Below are 16,919 nucleotides of genomic sequence, written 5' to 3' on the forward strand. Positions count from 1 at the left end.
GTCAGTCGCGGCGCGGGGCGTCAGTGGGCTCTCCTGCGCAGGCCGTCCATGTCATGGACGATCACACGGCGGCGGCCGGTCTCGATCAGGCCCCGGTCGCGGAGTGAACGCAGAGCCTTGCTGACCGCCTCCCGGGAGGCGCCGGTCCAGCCGGCCAGCTCATCCTGGGAGAGCGGGAGCGACACCCGGACGCCGCCGTCGACCGCCTCGCCGTACCGCTCGGCCAGCTCGACCAGGCGGGTGGCCACCCGGCCCGCGGTGTCGAACGCGCCGTACTCGATCCGCTTGCGGTCGGAGTCGCGCATCTTGGCGGTGATCAGCCGCATGAGCAGCACCGCCACCCGCCCGTTCTCCTGGAGGTAGGCGGGGAAGTCACGGACGACGATCCCCTCGACCGGCTCCAGCGCGGTGACCGTGGCCGACCTGGGCAGGCGGTCGATCGCCGCGAACTCGCCGAGCAGCGCGCCCGGCCCGCGCACCGCGAGCACCACCTCGCTGCCGACCGCGGTGTGCGAGGACGCCTTGACCCGGCCGGAGGTCAGCAGGAGCACCCAGTCGGACACGTCGCCCTCGGTGAACATCGTGGCGCCCCGGTCCCAGCGCCGGGGACGCCCGGCGGCGTACAGGGCCGTGATCTCCTCACTCGTGAGCATCGTGATGAACTCACCCGGTTCCGGGGTGAAATTCATGATCACCTCCTGGTGATCTCGCTGGTGACGTGGACGGATCCCCGGCCGAGCGTACGGCTAGGACAGGCCCGACAGCACGTAGGCGTGGACGGGGTGTTGTTTGCCCTTGAGGCTGAGCCCGCCCAGCGGGCGGACCCTGGCCCCGGGGCCGATCAGGTCGAGGGTGGCCTGGCCGATCACGACGGTGCCGGGCTCGGCGACGCCCTCCAGGCGGGCGGCCACGTTGACGCAGTCGCCCATCGCGTTGAAGCCGCGCAGCTCCGGGCTGCCGATGTTGCCCACCAGCGCCTGACCCGTGTTGATCCCGATCCTGAAGCGGGGATAACCGGGCATGGCGGCCACGATCTCCTCGGCTGCCTCCTGCATGGCCAGTGCCGCCCTGGCCGCCGCGGTCGCGTGGTCCTCCTGCCGGGCCGGCGCGTTGAACAGCGCCAGCAGCGCGTCCCCCACGAACTGCACGATCGTGCCGCCGTTGCCGAGGATGATGGGCACCGCGGCGGAGTGGTAGCGGTTCAGCATCTCGACGATCTCACCAGGCGCCACCCGCTCGGAGAAACTGGTGAAGCCCTTCAGATCGGCGAAGAGCGCGGTCAGCTCGACCAGCTCGCCGCCGAGTGCCGCGGTGCGGGGATCGGCCAGCAGCGACTGGGCCACGTCCGGCGACATGTACTGCCGAAAGAGCGTCTCCAGCTCGCGGTAGAGCCGGGCGTTCTCCAGAGAGATGGACAGCTGGCCCGCCAGGGTGGCGGCGAGCGCCTCGTCGTGCGGGGTACGGCCGACCGGCACCTCCAGCGCACCGGCCAGGCGTCCCTTCACCGTCAGCGGGTGGATCACCCTGTTGGCCAGGCGGATCGGCCCGGCATCGGGGAAGTCGTCCAGACCGTACCGCGCGGAGCCCACACCGACCCGCCCGTCGTCCACCAGTTCGACGCGGACGTCGCCGTACGCCTGCCGGATCCGGGTGAGCCCCCGGGTGAGAAGCTCCTCCTAGGGCACGCCCACCTGGGCCAGCCGTCCCGCCTCGACCAGCGCGGTGAGCCGTTCGCTGAGCTCGCGCTCGTTGGCGAGCGCCTCACCGGCCCGGTCGAGCACCGCCGCCTGCGCCTCGGTGAGCCCGAACTTGCCGGCCAGCCTGTCCGCGATCGGGACCCGGCTCTCCTCCCGGCGCCTCAGGTGGCCGACGAGCTCCTCCAGGGCGGCCTCGTAGTCGGCCCGTATCCTGCGGACCGTCGCCGCCAGAGCCACCGCGTCGAACAGCCCCGCGCTGCCGCCCTCGCGCCGGAACTGCAGGTAGGCGCTGTAGGCGACGAAGAGGAACGCTGTGGTCAGCAGCACGTGCCACAGCCACCACGACAGGTGCCAGTTGTGGTGGGACATCCCGGCGACCAGCGTCTCGGCGAGCAGTGCGTAGGCGGTGACCAGGCTGACGAGCACCGCCGCCGGACGCCTGCGGTGGAGCCGGAACAGCATCGCCGCCGCCGCGACGAACAGGGCCGCCCCGGCCAGCTCGACGCCGCCGAGGTCGGCGCCGGGCGCCGGGCGACTCAGCGGGGTGAGGCCCGGCACCAGGCAGGCGACCCCCCACAGGGCGATGAGCGCGGCGACACCGCCGCGCAGCCACACCTGGTTCCGCAGGACGGTCGCGGCGGCTCGGTCGCCCAGCGGCAGCGCCGAGACGAAGGCGAGCACCGAGGCGACGACGAGGCCGACCGGGTGCGAGAGGTCGAAGCCGCGGCTCGGCCCGCCGAGGATCACCTTCGGTGTGGTCAGGCCGTGCACCAGGAAGAATCCGGCGCCGCTCAGGAAGACCAGGGAGACCAGCAGCAGCCGGGCGTCCGCCCGGCGCCTCGCGGCCTCCCCGACCAGGAGGCCCAGGGCCAGGTTGATCCCGGCCACGACGATGATCAGCCAGAAGTGGCCGGGATTGTCCTGCCACACGATGTTGAGGTGGGGCCGGGCCAGCAGCAGCCAGAGCCCGAGCATCGGCAACGCCAGGTGGAGCACCCAGACGAGGGTGCGGACCGGCTGGGTCGCCGGCGGCAGATACGGCTCCTGCCCGGAGGGGTCTTCGACGGTCGTGCTCGTCGGGTCGATCGTCGGCACAGTGGTCTCCGTGTCTGGGGAAGCGGAGGGCTCCCCGTCTCGTCCGCCCACGCCCCGAGGGGGCGGGGTTCCCCCGAACGGACTGATTATCGCGTAATCGACCGGCCTGGACAGGCGACTTCGGGGGGAGGCGTTCGGACCCCCGGCCGCCGGGTCGCAGGCCTCCGGGCCGTCGGCCACCGAATCTTGAGCCCTCGGCCGCCGGAGCCGGACTCCGGGCCGCCGGATCCCCGTCGTGAGCCGGTCTCAGGGGCCATTTCCGGAGGCGGGGCTTCGAGTCTCAAATGTGATGTTTGACGGACAACTGGTGGAACGTGCGAAACGTCAACTACGCGTGTCCCTCAGGGCCACATTGAACTCTGGTGTCACAGAAGGGAAGCCACGTGGCTGCCAAATTGCGGGGTGGACGGACGCTCGCGGTCCTGTCCGTTGGAGTGCTGGCCGGATCGATCCTCACCGTGGGCGGCAGCGCCGCCGCCGTCGCCTCGTCGGCGGACGGGGACATCTACGCCTGCGTCCACAAGAAGACGCGCTACGCGCGGATCGTGAACGCGTCCGCCAGGTGCAAGCCGACCGAGATCCGGGTCACCTGGAGCCAGAGCGGCGGCTCCCAGGGCGTCGCCACCGCCGGCCCTCAGGGCGAGCAGGGCAGGCCGGGCCCGCAGGGTCCGAAGGGTGACAAGGGCGAGACGGGCCTTCGGGGGCCGCAGGGCGAGACGGGTCCCCAGGGCAAGCAGGGCCCCGCGGGTCCCCAGGGCCCGAAGGGCGAGACCGGCGCTCAGGGCCCCCAGGGCGAGACGGGCCCTCAGGGCAAGCAGGGCCCCGCGGGTCCCCAGGGTCCGAAGGGCGACAAGGGTGACAAGGGCGAGACGGGCCCTCGGGGTACGACGGGCCCCGCGGGTCCCCAGGGCCCGAAGGGCGAGCCGGGCACCGGAGCCAAGCTGAGCACCTACATCAACAAGGACGGCTTCCACTTCGGCGACGGCGATGGAACGGCCTCGGCCAAGTGCAACACCGGCGACATTGCCACGGGCGGCGGCTACCAGGCCAACCTCAAGCGCTCCGTCGTCACCGCGAGCTACCCGTCCGCCAGCGGGACCTGGACGGTGACCGTGGACAACGACTACGGCATCTTCGACTTCAACGCGAACAGCAACGGCAACGCGAACGCGAACGGCAACGCCAACTCCTCCGCCGCTCCTTCGCCCACCGGCAAGTCCGAGGAGAAGGGCGTCTCGGCGCAGGGCTTCGGCTCCTCCGCCAGCGGCACCGTCTACGTGATCTGCGCCGGGAAGTGACACCCCGCCACTCACTGAGCCGGCAGGTCGCATGAAGAAGGGGTACGGCGCCCGCAAGCCGTACCCCTTTTGGTTTCCCGGACGACCGCCCGGCCTCACGGCCGGACGGCAGGTCCGTCAGCCGAAGATGCCCGGCAGGGTGGCCTCGTGGGTCTCCCGCAGCTCGGCCACCGGGATCTCCAGGACGCCCTCCACCGTCAGCGACGTGCCGCCGGTGGTTCCCAGGCCGTGGCAGGGCACCTCGTGGGCCGCGCACAGCTCCGCGAAGGCGTCGAACGACTCGGGCCGGACGGTCACCAGCGCGCGGGCCGACGACTCGCTGAACAGGTCGACGAACGCGTCGTCACCCGGCAGGGAGACGGCGCAGCCGACACCCCGGGCCAGGCACGCCTCGGCCAGGGCGACGGCCAGCCCGCCGTCGGACAGGTCGTGCGAGCCGGTCAGCAGCCCCTGCGCGGCGGCCTCGGCCAGGACGCGCGCCAGAGCGCGCTCCGACTCCAGGCGCGCCGCGGGCGGCAGCCCGCCGAGGTGGCCGTGGACGATGTGGGCCCACTCCGAGCCGCCGAACTCCTCCTCGGTCTCGCCGAGCAGGACGACCCGGTCGCCCTCGCCGGTGAAACCGGACCGCACCCGCGTGGCCACGTCGTCGATGACGCCGAGCACGCCCACGACCGGGGTGGGGTGGATCGCGGTGCTGCCCGTCTGGTTGTAGAAGGACACGTTGCCACCGGTCACCGGCACGCCCAGGGTCTTGCAGGCGTCGGCCAGGCCGCGTACGGCCTCGGCGAACTGCCACATGACCTCCGGGTCCTCCGGGGAGCCGAAGTTGAGGCAGTTGGTGACGGCGAGCGGCTTCGCACCGGTCACGGCCACGTTCCGGTACGCCTCGGCCAGCGCGAGCTGGGCCCCGGCGTACGGGTCGAGACGGGCGTAGCGGCCGTTGCCGTCGGTGGCCAGCGCGATGCCCCGGACGGTCTCCTCGGCACCCGGCATGGCCTCGCTGATGCGGAGCACCCCGGCGTCGGCGGGCTGGGCCAGCACCGTGTTGCCCCGGACGTACCGGTCGTACTGGGAGGTGACCCACTCCTTGGACGCCAGGTTGGGCGAGCCGAGAAGCCGCAGCAGCGTCGCCCGCAGGTCGGCGGCCCGGTCGAGGCGGGCCGGGTCGTCGGCGTTCAGCTCGGCCTGGCCGGCGGGCTCGTGGAACGGGCGCTCGTAGACCGGGCCCTCGTCGGCCGCGGTGCCCGGCGGGATGTCGACGATCGTCTCGCCGTGCCAGGTCATCACCAGGCGGCCGGAGTCGGTGACCTCGCCGATGACGGTCGCGGGGATGTCCCACTTCGCGCAGATCGCCATGAAGGCATCGATGTCGTCGGGGGTGACGACCGCCATCATGCGTTCCTGCGACTCGCTCATCAGGATCTCCTCGGGCCGCAGCGACGGGTCGCGCAGCGGGACGAGGTCGAGCCGGACGTCCATACCGCCGGTGCCCTTGGCCGCGAGCTCGGTCGTCGCGCAGGAGACGCCGGCCGCGCCGAGGTCCTGGATGCCGACGACCACGTCCGCCTGGTACAGCTCCAGGCAGCACTCGATCAGCAGCTTCTCCATGAAGGGGTCGCCGACCTGGACGCTGGGTCGCTTGGCCTGCGACTCGTCCTCGAAGGTCGCGCTCGCCAGCACCGACGCGCCGCCGATGCCGTCGGGGCCGGTCAGCGCGCCGAACAGGACGACCTTGTTGCCGGGGCCGGGGGCGGTGGCCAGCTTGATCTGGTCCTTGCGCAGCAGGCCCACGCAGAGCGCGTTGACCAGCGGGTTGCCGATGTAGCAGGGGTCGAAGACGACCTCGCCCCCGATGTTGGGCAGGCCCAGGCAGTTGCCGTAGTGGCTGATGCCCTCGACCACGCCGGGCAGCACCCGCCGGGTGTCGGGGGCGTCGGCCGCGCCGAAGCGCAGCGCGTCCATCACCGCGATCGGCCGGGCGCCCATCGACATGATGTCGCGGACGATGCCGCCGACGCCGGTCGCCGCACCCTGGTGCGGCTCCACGTACGACGGGTGGTTGTGCGACTCGATCTTGAAGGTGGCGGCCCAGCCGTCGCCGATGTCGACCACGCCGGCGTTCTCACCCATGCCGACGAGCAGCGCCTCCGAGGCGGGGGCCTTGGTGCCGAACTGGCGCAGGTGCACCTTGGAGGACTTGTACGAGCAGTGCTCGCTCCACATGACGCTGTAGATGGCCAGTTCGGAGCTGGTGGGCCGGCGGCCGAGGATCTCGCGGACCCGGTCGTACTCGTCGGTCTTCATGCCCAGCTCGGCGTAGGGCTGGCGTTCCTCGGGGGTCTCCTCGGCGCGCTTGACGGTGTCGAGGGTCATGCGTTCACCAGCTTCTTGAGGATGGAGGTGAAGAACCCGCGGCCGTCGGTGCTCGGGGCCCCGGTGAGGTCTTCGACGGCGTGCTCGGGGTGCGGCATGAGGCCGACGATGTTGCCGGCCTCGTTGCGGATGCCCGCGATGTCGTTCAGGGAGCCGTTGGGGTTGCCTCCGACGTAGCGGAAGACGACCTGGCCGCCCGCCTCCAGCGCCTCCAGCGTGGCCTGGTCGGCGACGTAGCGGCCCTCGCCGTGCTTGACGGGCAGCACGATCTCCTGGCCCTCGGTGAAGTCGGACGTCCAGGGGGTGGTGGTGTTCTCCACCCGGATCCCCTGGTCGCGGCAGATGTAGTGCAGCCCGGCGTTGCGCATCAGCGCGCCGGGCAGCAGGTGTGCCTCGCAGAGGATCTGGAAGCCGTTGCAGGTGCCCAGCACCGGCAGGCCCGCCCTGGCGGCCGGGATCAGTTCCTCCATCAGCGGCGCGAACCGGGAGATGGCCCCGCAGCGCAGGTAGTCTCCGTAGGAGAACCCACCCGGCAGGAAGACCGCGTCCACCCCCTTGAGGTCGGGGTCCGCGTGCCACAGCGGGACGGCCTCGCCGCCCACGTGGCGCACGGCACGCGCCGCGTCCTGATCGTCAAGAGTTCCGGGAAAAGTGACGACGCCCACGCGGGCAGCACTCATGACAGCGTTCCCCTCCACAAACGAGCGCCGCGCCGACATCTCACACATCGGACATCGGTCTGCGGCGGTGTGTCCAGGCTATCCGCTCCTTTGGGGAGAGGTCACACGTGGAGCCGCCCGACCTCACGGTTCACGGGGTGACCTCGCGGTTCACGGTCCGACACGCGGTTCACGGGCCGGTCTCACCGTTGACGGATCGGTCTCACGCTCACGGGCCGGTTTCATCGTTGACGGGCCGGTCTCACGCTCACGGACCGGTCTGCCGGCCGGGCGGAGCGGGGTCAGACGGCGGCGAGCACCCGCTCGCGGGCGTAGGCGGCGTCGTCGTCCCAGTCGAGGTGCTTGCACAGGTGCACGACGGTGCCCCGGCCGGGGGTGATGTCGAAGGAGATCTCGTCGACCACGGCCCTCATGATGAGGATGCCCCGGCCGTTCTCCACGTCGGTCGGCGGGTACTGCTCCGGCACCCGGACGAGGCCCTGCCCGCGGTCGATGATGCGGACGTCGCAACGGCCGCCGCCGACGCTGGTCTCGACGCGGTAGCGGTTGGCGGGGCCGCCGTGTCGCACGGCGTTGGCGCACGCCTCGGTGACGGCGAGAAGGATGTCGGAGACGCATTCCTCGGTGACGCCGAGCGAACGCAGGGAGTCGCCCAGAGCCCTGCGGACCATCGGAATCCCGACGGCCTGCCTGGGCAGAGCGAGGGAGAACTCCATGCCCACCGCTTTCCTCCCGGAGTGAGACGTCACCCGGTGAAGGCTTCCCTACGGAATCCGGGCTAACCGCAAAATAACCGTAATGTTATTTGCCGGTGGTCAACCCATGGGATTGCTCACCGCCCAAAGTCGGATTTAGTCCGACCTGGAAGAAGGAGATCCGCAGGGCCGCCGTGCTACGAGCCCGCCGTGCTACGACTCCACGGTGACGGTGAAGTCCTCGATCACCGTGTTGGCGAGGAGGGTCTCGGCCATCTTCCGGACCTCCGCGATCGCGGCGTCGTCGGCGGGGCCCTCCAGCTCCACCTCGAACCGCTTGCCCTGGCGTACCGCCGAGACTCCGGAGAAGCCGAGCCGCGGGAGCGCGCGGGCGATGGCCTGCCCCTGCGCGTCGAGAATCTCGGGCTTCAGCATGACGTCGACGATGACGCGCGCCACGGTGTTCCTCCTGGTTGGGCGGGGACTGTCCGGCGCCTCAAGAGTAGCCGCCCCGCGCGGTACTCCGCCGCCGGGGCCGTGAACCATCGCTTCCGCCGCGGGCGCCGGTCGTGTCCCCTGCCGTGTCCTCCCACCGGGACCGGCCGGGCCGCATCCGCGCCGCCCGCCCGAAGACCGGTGTCACGCGGGGGGTGAAAGGGGAGGCGCGGGGAATGTGGATCACATGAACGCCCCGGCAGGTCTTGCGCACATACGTGTGACCTCTGCCACGATGGCCACAAACGCGGATGAACCACTACCAGAAGGATCAGACGCGTTGCTGATCGGCCGGACGACGGTGGCGAACCCATCCAGACGGCCCCGAGCGCTCAGGAGCGGCACGTGACAGCCGATGGCTCCCGTGGTACGGAAGCACCCCCCGAACTCGTCCAGTTGCTCACCCCCGAAGGTGAGCGGATCGAGCATCCCGACTACCCCCTCGACCTCAGCCCCGAAGAGGTCCGCGCGCTCTACCGGGACCTCGTCCTGGTCCGCCGCGTCGACATGGAGGCCGTCGCCCTGCAGCGCCAGGGCGAGCTGGGGCTGTGGGCCTCTCTGCTGGGGCAGGAAGCCGCGCAGATCGGCTCCGGACGAGCCATGGCGGACACGGACATGGCCTTCCCCACCTACCGCGAGCACGGCGTCGCCTGGTGCCGTGGTGTCGACCCGGTCAACCTGCTCGGCCTGTTCCGCGGGGTCAACCACGGCGGCTGGGACCCCGCCGAGCACAACTTCCACCTGTACACCATCGTGATCGGCAGCCAGACCCTGCACGCGGTCGGCTACGCCATGGGCATCCAGCGTGACGGCGCCGAAGCGGCCACACTCGTCTACTTCGGCGACGGCGCCACCTCCCAGGGGGACGTGAACGAGTCGTTCATCTGGGCCTCGGTGTTCAACGCCCCGGTGGTGTTCTTCTGCCAGAACAACCAGTGGGCCATCTCCGAGCCGCTGGAGAAGCAGACCCGCATCCCGCTGTACCGCAGGGCGAGCGGGTTCGGCTTCCCGGGCGTCCGGGTCGACGGCAACGACGTCTTCGCCTGCCTCGCCGTCACCCGCAAGGCCCTGGCCGACGCCAGGTCGGGTGGCGGGCCGGTGCTGATCGAGGCGTTCACCTACCGGATGGGTGCCCACACCACCTCCGACGACCCCACCCGTTACCGGGTGGCGGCCGAGTTGGAGGCGTGGAAACTCAAGGACCCGATCGAGCGGGTGCGGGCATACCTGTTCAAGAACCAGCTCGCCGACCAGGAGTTCTTCGACGCGATCGACGCCGAGGCGGACGAGCTGGGACGCGACGTCCGCAAACGCTGCCTCGCACTGCCCGACCCCGAACCGATGGCGATCTTCGAGCACGTCTACGCCGAGCGCCACCCGCTGATCGACGCCGAGCGCGCCGAGTTCGCCGCCTACCTGGAGGGGTTCGAGGGATGACCACTCTCACGATGGCCAAGGCCCTCAACGAGGGCATGCGCAAGGCCATGGAGGAGGACCCCAAAGTCCTCATCATGGGCGAGGACGTGGGCAAGCTCGGCGGAGTCTTCCGGGTCACCGACGGGCTGCAGAAGGACTTCGGCGAGCAGCGGGTCATCGACACCCCGCTGGCCGAGTCGGGCATCATCGGCACGGCCATCGGCCTCGCGCTGCGCGGCTACCGCCCGGTGTGCGAGATCCAGTTCGACGGGTTCGTCTTCCCGGCGGCCGACCAGATCATCACCCAGCTCGCCAAGATGCCGCTGCGCTCGCTGGGGAAGTTGAAGCTGCCGGTCGTGGTGCGCATCCCGTGCGGCGGTGGCATCGGCGCGGTCGAGCACCACAGTGAGTCGCCCGAGACGTACTTCACGCACACCGCGGGCCTGCGGGTCATGACCTGCTCCAACCCGGCCGACGCCTACACGATGCTCCGGCAGGCGATCCGCTGCGACGACCCGGTCATCTTCTTCGAGCCCAAGCGCCGTTACTGGGACAAGGCCGAGGTGGACGTCGAGTCCGCCGACTGGCCGCCCTTCGATCAGGCCAGGGTGGTGCGGCCGGGCACCGACGTCACCCTGCTCGCCTACGGGCCGATGGTGAAGACCTGCCTGGAGGCCGCCAAGGCGGCCGAGGAGGACGGGCGCTCCCTGGAGGTCGTCGATCTGCGCTCGCTCAACCCGCTCGACGTCCCCCGGATCGTCGAGTCGGTACGCAGGACCGGCCGCTGCGTCGTGGTGCATGAGGCGCCCGTCTTCACCGGCTTCGGCGCCGAGATCGCCGCCCGGGTGACCGAGGAGTGCTTCTACCACCTGGAGTCCCCGGTCCTGCGGGTCGGCGGGCCGTCCACGCCCTACCCTCCCTCGCGGCTGGAAGACCACTACCTGCCCGACCTGGACCGGGTCCTGCACGCCGTCGACCGCGCGTTCGCGTTCTAAAGGAGGGAGCCGAGATGAAGGAATTCAAGCTCCCCGACGTGGGAGAGGGCCTGACCGAGGCCGAGATCGTCCGCTGGCACGTCAAGCCGGGTGACCCGGTGGCGGTCAACCAGATCATCGTGGAGATCGAGACCGCCAAGGCCGTGGTCGAGCTGCCCTGCCCGTTCGAGGGCGTGGTCGCCGCCCTGATGGCCGGGGAGGGCGAGACCGTCGACGTCGGCACGCCGATCATCTCCGTGGACGACGGCACGGGCCCCGGCTCCGGCCCGTCCGGTGCGGAGGCCACGTCGGCTCCGGTCCCCGCCGGGATCCCCGCGACGGCCGGGAGCCCGGCCGACGACATGGTGCCCGCCCCTCCGCAGGAGAAGCGGGAGCCGGTCCTGGTGGGGTACGGCGTCAAGCCCGGCGCGGCCAAGCGTCGTCCCCGCAAGGCCGCCGCGTCCCCGGGGGCGGCGCCCGCGTCGTCGGGCACCGCCGTCCCTCCCGGCCAGTCCGGCACCGCCGGGCCTTCCGTGTCTTCAGTGCCTTCCGTGTCCTCAACGCCCTCGGTGCCCTCCGGGGTGCCCGGCGCGGTGGCGCTCGCGGGCGCTCCGGCGCCCGTGCCGCGGCCGGTCGCCGGGGCGGCGGGACGGGTGCTGGTGGCCGCCAAACCCCCGGTACGCAAGCTGGCCAAGGACCTGGGGGTGGACCTCTCCACCCTCACCGGAACCGGCCCGCACGGCTCCATCACCAGGGACGACGTCCACGCGGCGGTCACCGCCGGGCGGACCGGGGCACCGGCGCCGAGCGCGCCGCAGGACGAGGAGCGGATCCCGGTCAAGGGGGTGCGCAAGGCGACCGCGCAGGCGATGGTGGCCTCTGCGTTCACCGCGCCGCACGTCACCGAGTTCCTCCAGGTGGACGTCACCGGCACGATGGAGGCGGTCCGGCGGCTGCGGGAGATGCCCGACTTCGCCGAGGTCAAGGTGTCGCCCCTGCTCCTGGTCGCCAAGGCGGTGCTGGTCGCCGCCCGCAGGTACCCGATGGTCAACTCGACATGGGACGAGGCCCGCCAGGAGATCGTGGTCAAGCACCGGGTCAACCTCGGCATCGCCGCCGCCACCCCGCGCGGCCTGCTCGTCCCCAACGTCAAGGACGCCCACGCGCTGTCCCTGCCCGACCTGGCCAGGGAGCTCAAGGCGCTCACCGAGGCCGCCAGGGCGGGACGCACCCAGCCCGCCGACATGGCCCAGGGCACGATCACGATCACCAACGTGGGGGTCTTCGGGGTGGACGCGGGCACCCCGATCCTCAACCCCGGGGAGTCGGCGATCCTGGCCTTCGGCCAGATCAGGGACATGCCCTGGGTGGTGGACGGGCAGATCGTGCCGCGCAAGGTGTGCACCCTCGCCCTGTCGTTCGACCACCGGATCGTGGACGGCGAGCTCGGCTCCCTCTTCCTGCGCGACATCGGCGCCATGCTGGAGGACCCGCTCCGCATGCTCGCCTGGAGCTGAGCGAAAGGACCGGCTCCGCGTGCTCGCCTGGAGCTGAGCGGGAGGACCGGCCTCCGGCCCCTCCCGTCCGGCCGGAGCCGGCCCGCCCGTGACCTGCGAGCCCGTCCCCACCGGGGGCGGGCTCGTCGCCGTTGCGCTCTGGGCTCGTGGCTGTTGCGCTCCGGGCTCGCCGTTGCGCTCCGGGCCCCTCTCGTGCTGCCACGGGAGCCGCGTGACGGGCCTGATCCACGCTTCGATATGCCGAGTACGGCGATATGCGTCAGCGCATTCGCCCGCATTTATTGACTGGGCTTGTCAATTAAGGTGACGAGAAACTTCACAAAGGAGTCGGGCGGGGTGCCGGGGGCTCTTCGGAAGGTATGCGACCCCACTTGGGGGTTAATCGTGAATGCCCTGCTTTGGATTTCTGTGGAACGGCCTTTAGGAAACATCGCCTCAGGTGGGAGGGCATGAGCGGGGGTAGTGGCGGTGTTGTGCCCGGCTTTACCAATGTCACGTTCAGCGGCTTTTTGGAACAATGAGTTAAAGCCTGTATAAGGAGTGCCGTATTGGGTGATTTGCCCCCTTCTGAGTGCTACTGTCGGGATTGGTAAGTGCACGAGAGCTCACAAGCGGAGCTCAGCGAGGGGGGAACCATGACTTTCACCAAGCTCTTCCCGACCGGCCGTGACTGGGGCTGGGGCTGGGGCGGCGGCTGCGGCTGGCGACGCCGGTGGCGTCGTGGATGCGGATGCGGCGGCGGTTGGGGCCGGAGGTGGTGGTGGTAGCACCGCCCGATGAGAGCCGACGGGTCAACCGTCGGCTCTCCTTCTCTTCGCCCCTCCCGCCGGACGGCGCGAGGGGTACGACGCGTACGCCTCCCGCGGCGCCGCGGGTCTCCGTCCGCAGGACCTTCCGGGAGTTCTGGCCCGACACCCGCGGTGTCCGCCGGTTCCTCGTGATCGGTGCCGTGCTGGCGATCGTGGCGGCCGTCTGCGAGGTCCTCTCGATCGCGCTGTTCGGATACATCACCGACGAGGTGCTCAGCAACCAGGACCTGGGGGCGTTCTGGACGCCCGCGGTGCTCTGGCTGGGCCTCACCGTCGTGGCGGGCGCGGTCTCCTTCGCCGGCTCCTACGCCACGGCGGTGGGCGGGGAGCGCTTCCTGCTGCGGTTGCGGGGCAGGGTCTTCGAACACCTGCAGACCCTCACCCCCGACTTCTTCGACAACCGCCGGCTGGGCGACCTGATGGCCCGGCTCACCGACGACATCGAGGCCATCGAGGAACTGGTCGGTTCCGGTCTGGTCAAGCTCTTCACCACGGTCGCCAGCGTCGTCTTCTTCGCCGGGGCCGCCTTCTACATCCGGTGGGACCTCGCGCTGGTCACGTTCACCCTGATCCCCGCCTTCCTGCTGGTGTCCAAGGTCTTCGCGGCACGGTTCCGGACCGCCGCCGCCCGGGAGCGGTCCAGCAACGGCTCCATGAACAGCGTCATCGAGGAGAGCCTGTCCAACCAGTCCCTCGTCCAGGCGTACAACCGGCAGCGGACCGAGGCCGAGCGGCTGCACGCCGAGGGACGCACCTGGCTGCGGGCCAACCTCGCCCAGGCGTGGCTGGCGTCGCTGTACGGGCCGGTCGTCCAGGTCATCGAGACCGTCTGCCTGCTCGTCATCCTCGGAGTCGGCGCGTGGGAGATCGTCTCCGGCCGCCTCACCATCGGCGGGCTGCTCGCCTTCGCCGCCTACCTCGCCTACCTCTACCCCGCCGTGCAGAGCCTCGGGCAGATCGCGCTCACCGTCTCCGAGGCGGCGGCGGGCTCTGACCGCGTCATCGAGGTGCTCCGGACCAGGCCCGCGGTGACCGACCGCGAGGCGCCCGCTCGGCCGGCGGCACGAAGCCGCGGCCGGATCGAGTTCCAGGCGGTGGACTTCACCTATCCCCGCAGGCACCGGCCCACGCTCAGGAACCTGTCGTTCGTCGCCGAACCGGGGGAGCTGGTCGTGTGCACCGGCCCCAGCGGCGCGGGCAAGTCGACCATCGCCAAGCTCCTGCTCCGCTTCTACGACCCCTCCGTCGGCCGCATCCTCCTGGACGGCGTCGACATCCGGGAACTGCCGAGGGAGTCGCTGCGGGACGACGTCACCATCCTTCAGCAGGAGAACCTGCTGTTCTCCGGCACCGTCCGCGACAACATCGCCTACGGCCGTCCCGACGCGAGCATGGACGACATCGTCCGGGCGGCCGTCCTGGCGGACGTGCACGACTTCATCGGCACGCTGCCGCACGGGTACGACACCCCCGTCGGGCAACGCGGCCGCTTGATGTCCGGCGGGCAGCGACAACGGCTCGCCATCGCCCGCGCGATCCTGCGTGACGCGCCCGTGCTCGTCCTCGACGAGCCGATGACCGGCCTCGACGCGCTCACCGCGGCCCGGATCATGGAGCCGCTCAACCGGCTGATGGCCGGCCGCACGACGATCCTGATAACCCATGACCTGCGCTTCATCCCCGAGACGGCACGCCAGATCGTCCTCGAACCCGTCCGGCGCCGGACCAGCCGGGTGAGAATCCGGTCCGCCGGGCGCCGCGACGCCGTGACGCGTCCGGTGTGACGCTCCCGGTGTGACGCTCCCGGTGTGACCGGTGTGACGCCTTCGATGTGACACGCCCGGCGTGAGGCGCCCGGTGCCGGGCCGCGCCGGGCCCGGTCGTACGCTGGCCGGGCACTCCAACGAAGGGAAGACCATGTTCCGGCATGTCGTGCTGTTCACCTGGGCTCAGGAGGCCACCGAGGAGCAGAAGGCGAAGATCGCCGAGGAGCTCCGCAGGCTGCCCGGCGTCATCTCGGAGATCCGCGCCTACACCGTCGGCGCCGACGCGGGCGTCAACCCCGGCAACCACCAGTTCGCCGTGGTCGCCGACTTCGACGATGTCGACGACTACCTCGTCTACCGCGACCACCCGGCCCACCAGGCGGTGATCGCCGAGCACATCAAGCCGGTCCTCGCCTCCCGGGCGGCGGCCCAGTTCGAGGTCTAGGGCAGGCGGCGGACGCCTACGCGTCCGGAGGGCGGTTCTCCCGGTGCATCAGGCGACCCTCAGAGGTGCTGCCGCGCCGGGGGGCCAGCACGACGCTCAGCACGACCCCCACGCCCCCGACGATCATCAGGATCAGGCCGATCACGTCGATGTGGACGTCCGGCCCGAGGACGTCGGGTTCGATGGCGAAGCGAAGGATGGCGCCGATCGTGAGAAAGAAGATGCTGACCCCGACACCCATCGGTCCCTCCGGGCAGAGCTGACGGCGAGGCAAAGAGAACGTCCGCGAACGGTCATACCCGTTCGGACGCGATCTCACCGTCGAGAACCGTCTTGTCCGCCGCGGTGGGCCCGGACGACCCCAGCCACACCCTGACGCCGAGGGCCTCGGCCACCGCCTGCGGCCAGTCGGTGATCCCGTCGGTGTAACGGGGACACGCGTCCGACAGCCGGGCGGTCAGCCGGGTCTGGCGGTCCAGGTCTCCGGCCGGGCCGACCGGAAGCTCGCCGATGTCGTACGAGACGCACATCCGCGACACCGGCGCGTCCAGGTGGGTCAGCGCCAGCCCGTCGGCCCCGCCGGCCGCGGCCAGCGCGTAGCGGTGGGCCACCGCGTCGAAGTGGCCGGTGCGGAAGGGGCCCTGCCAGGGGCCGGTTCCGTTGTGCGGCTCGGGCAGCGCGAGCCCGGCGTCCTCGGTGACCAGCGGCCCGGGGCCGTGCCGCGGGGTGTAGGTCCGCAGCACCCCCAGCCGCACGGCCGCCGCCCCGTCCAGCAGCTCCAGCGCGTTGGCGAAGGTCGTGGTGCTCCAGGTGGTGTGGGGGTGGAAGCCGTGCCACTCGTCGAGCAGCACGCCCTGTGCCCCCTCGAAGACGACCGGTCCACGGCGCAGCAGCGCGGCGGTGAACGAGGAGCCGACCAGTCTCACCCGCTCCGCGAACGCCCGGTAGGCCGCCACGCAGTCTTCGACGGGCGGCCCGGCCGCCGCTCCCAGTGCCTCGCGGAGCGCGCGCAGCTTACGGGTGAGCACGGCCGGGGTCGCGCAGTCGCCGGCGACCGGGGCCAGGCCCGGATGCTCCAGGGCGTAGGCCATGGTCTCGCCGATGCCCATCCCGCACGACCCGTGCCTGTCCTCGCCGCGCGCGACCTCCCTGGCCCGCCCGGCCGCCACGTGGTACGGCGTGGCGAGCAGCGCGTCCCGGTCGACGGTGAGCAGCTCGAAGGGGTCGGGGACGCCCAGCCCGGCCAGGTGGGCGGCCTCCCCGGCCAGGGAGAGCGGGTCCACGATCATGAACCTGGACAGGTGGGTGGGCACGCCGTGGAACGTGCCCGCCCCGAACTGGGCGAACGTGTGGTGCCGCCCGTCGGGCAGGACGACGTTGTGCGCGGCCTGCCCGCCCCCGTTGAACCGGACGACGGCCCGGACCGGTTCCCGGGAGCCCCGGGAGCAGAGCCAGTCGACGACGGTTCCCTTCCCCGCGTCGCCGTACCCGAGGTCGGCCACGATCACGTGCTCACGCATACGACCACCTGTCCACCACTGTCGTCTCCTGCCGTCCGTCTCCGGGAGCCATGCCGTCTCCGAGCCTCGCCCGCCGTCTCCGGAGGCCCGCCGTCTCCGAGCCCCGCCGTCTCCGGAGGCCCGCCCGCCGTTCGTCTCC

At 71.2% G+C, this 16,919-nt stretch carries 15 protein-coding genes; 6 read left to right on the forward strand and 9 right to left on the reverse strand.

The features are described 5' to 3' along the window. Positions 1–20: 20 nt before the first annotated feature. The 3 genes from F4562_RS19040 to F4562_RS19050 all read right to left on the reverse strand — a co-directional run bounded on the left by F4562_RS19040 (position 21) and on the right by F4562_RS19050 (position 2,792). On the reverse strand, positions 21–689 hold the full coding sequence (locus F4562_RS19040) for a Crp/Fnr family transcriptional regulator (RefSeq protein ID WP_184542872.1): 669 nt from the start codon (positions 687–689) through the stop codon (positions 21–23). A gap of 57 nt (positions 690–746) precedes the next feature. Then, complete coding sequence (locus tag F4562_RS19045; RefSeq protein ID WP_221207252.1) at positions 747–1,610, reverse strand: adenylate/guanylate cyclase domain-containing protein; 864 nt, start codon at positions 1,608–1,610, stop codon at positions 747–749. A gap of 66 nt (positions 1,611–1,676) precedes the next feature. Beyond that, positions 1,677–2,792, reverse strand: coding sequence for a hypothetical protein (locus F4562_RS19050; RefSeq protein WP_184542870.1), 1,116 nt, complete (start codon positions 2,790–2,792; stop codon positions 1,677–1,679). Between the two features lie 383 nt (positions 2,793–3,175). On the opposite strand from F4562_RS19050, the gene F4562_RS35880 reads away from it, so the two are divergent. Then, positions 3,176–4,090, forward strand: coding sequence for a collagen-like domain-containing protein (locus tag F4562_RS35880; protein WP_221207251.1), 915 nt, complete (start codon positions 3,176–3,178; stop codon positions 4,088–4,090). Between the two features lie 117 nt (positions 4,091–4,207). Here the strand turns inward: F4562_RS35880 and purL are convergent, their stop codons facing one another. From purL to purS, 4 genes are all read right to left on the reverse strand, one after another. Further along, positions 4,208–6,463 carry a phosphoribosylformylglycinamidine synthase subunit PurL gene (purL, locus tag F4562_RS19060; RefSeq protein ID WP_184542868.1) on the reverse strand — a complete coding sequence of 752 codons (2,256 nt, stop codon included), beginning with the start codon at positions 6,461–6,463 and terminating at the stop codon, positions 4,208–4,210. After that, the gene (gene purQ / locus F4562_RS19065; protein WP_184542866.1) at positions 6,460–7,143 is read right to left on the reverse strand and encodes a phosphoribosylformylglycinamidine synthase subunit PurQ; all 684 of its coding nucleotides are present in this window, start codon (positions 7,141–7,143) and stop codon (positions 6,460–6,462) included. Before purQ ends, purL begins: the two co-directional genes overlap by 4 nt. A 281-nt stretch (positions 7,144–7,424) precedes the next feature. Then, positions 7,425–7,859, reverse strand: a complete 435-nt coding sequence (locus tag F4562_RS19070; RefSeq protein ID WP_246473479.1) for an ATP-binding protein — start codon at positions 7,857–7,859, stop codon at positions 7,425–7,427. Between the two features lie 192 nt (positions 7,860–8,051). Beyond that, complete coding sequence (gene purS, locus F4562_RS19075) at positions 8,052–8,297, reverse strand: phosphoribosylformylglycinamidine synthase subunit PurS (RefSeq protein ID WP_184542864.1); 246 nt, start codon at positions 8,295–8,297, stop codon at positions 8,052–8,054. A 381-nt stretch (positions 8,298–8,678) separates the two neighbouring features. On the opposite strand from purS, the gene pdhA reads away from it, so the two are divergent. The 5 genes from pdhA (at position 8,679) to F4562_RS19100 (ending at position 15,260) form a co-directional block, all read left to right on the forward strand. Beyond that, positions 8,679–9,770, forward strand: coding sequence for a pyruvate dehydrogenase (acetyl-transferring) E1 component subunit alpha (gene pdhA, locus F4562_RS19080; RefSeq protein ID WP_184542863.1), 1,092 nt, complete (start codon positions 8,679–8,681; stop codon positions 9,768–9,770). Further along, positions 9,767–10,744 carry an alpha-ketoacid dehydrogenase subunit beta gene (locus F4562_RS19085; RefSeq protein ID WP_184542861.1) on the forward strand — a complete coding sequence of 326 codons (978 nt, stop codon included), beginning with the start codon at positions 9,767–9,769 and terminating at the stop codon, positions 10,742–10,744. The genes pdhA and F4562_RS19085 overlap by 4 nt, the downstream gene beginning before the upstream one ends. 14 nt (positions 10,745–10,758) lie before the next feature. Further along, positions 10,759–12,240 carry a dihydrolipoamide acetyltransferase family protein gene (locus F4562_RS19090; protein ID WP_184542859.1) on the forward strand — a complete coding sequence of 494 codons (1,482 nt, stop codon included), beginning with the start codon at positions 10,759–10,761 and terminating at the stop codon, positions 12,238–12,240. Positions 12,241–13,177: 937 nt separating this feature from the next. Then, complete coding sequence (locus F4562_RS19095; RefSeq protein ID WP_311734044.1) at positions 13,178–14,833, forward strand: ABC transporter ATP-binding protein; 1,656 nt, start codon at positions 13,178–13,180, stop codon at positions 14,831–14,833. Positions 14,834–14,894: 61 nt separating this feature from the next. Then, complete coding sequence (locus F4562_RS19100) at positions 14,895–15,260, forward strand: Dabb family protein (RefSeq protein WP_311734043.1); 366 nt, start codon at positions 14,895–14,897, stop codon at positions 15,258–15,260. Between the two features lie 16 nt (positions 15,261–15,276). Here the strand turns inward: F4562_RS19100 and F4562_RS19105 are convergent, their stop codons facing one another. Then, the gene (locus F4562_RS19105) at positions 15,277–15,501 is read right to left on the reverse strand and encodes a hypothetical protein (RefSeq protein ID WP_184542857.1); all 225 of its coding nucleotides are present in this window, start codon (positions 15,499–15,501) and stop codon (positions 15,277–15,279) included. A gap of 52 nt (positions 15,502–15,553) precedes the next feature. Continuing rightward, the gene (locus F4562_RS19110; protein WP_184542855.1) at positions 15,554–16,780 is read right to left on the reverse strand and encodes an adenylosuccinate synthetase; all 1,227 of its coding nucleotides are present in this window, start codon (positions 16,778–16,780) and stop codon (positions 15,554–15,556) included. Positions 16,781–16,919: the final 139 nt, after the last annotated feature.

The sequence above is a fragment of the Streptosporangium becharense genome (assembly GCF_014204985.1).
GTDB lineage: Bacteria > Actinomycetota > Actinomycetes > Streptosporangiales > Streptosporangiaceae > Streptosporangium > Streptosporangium becharense.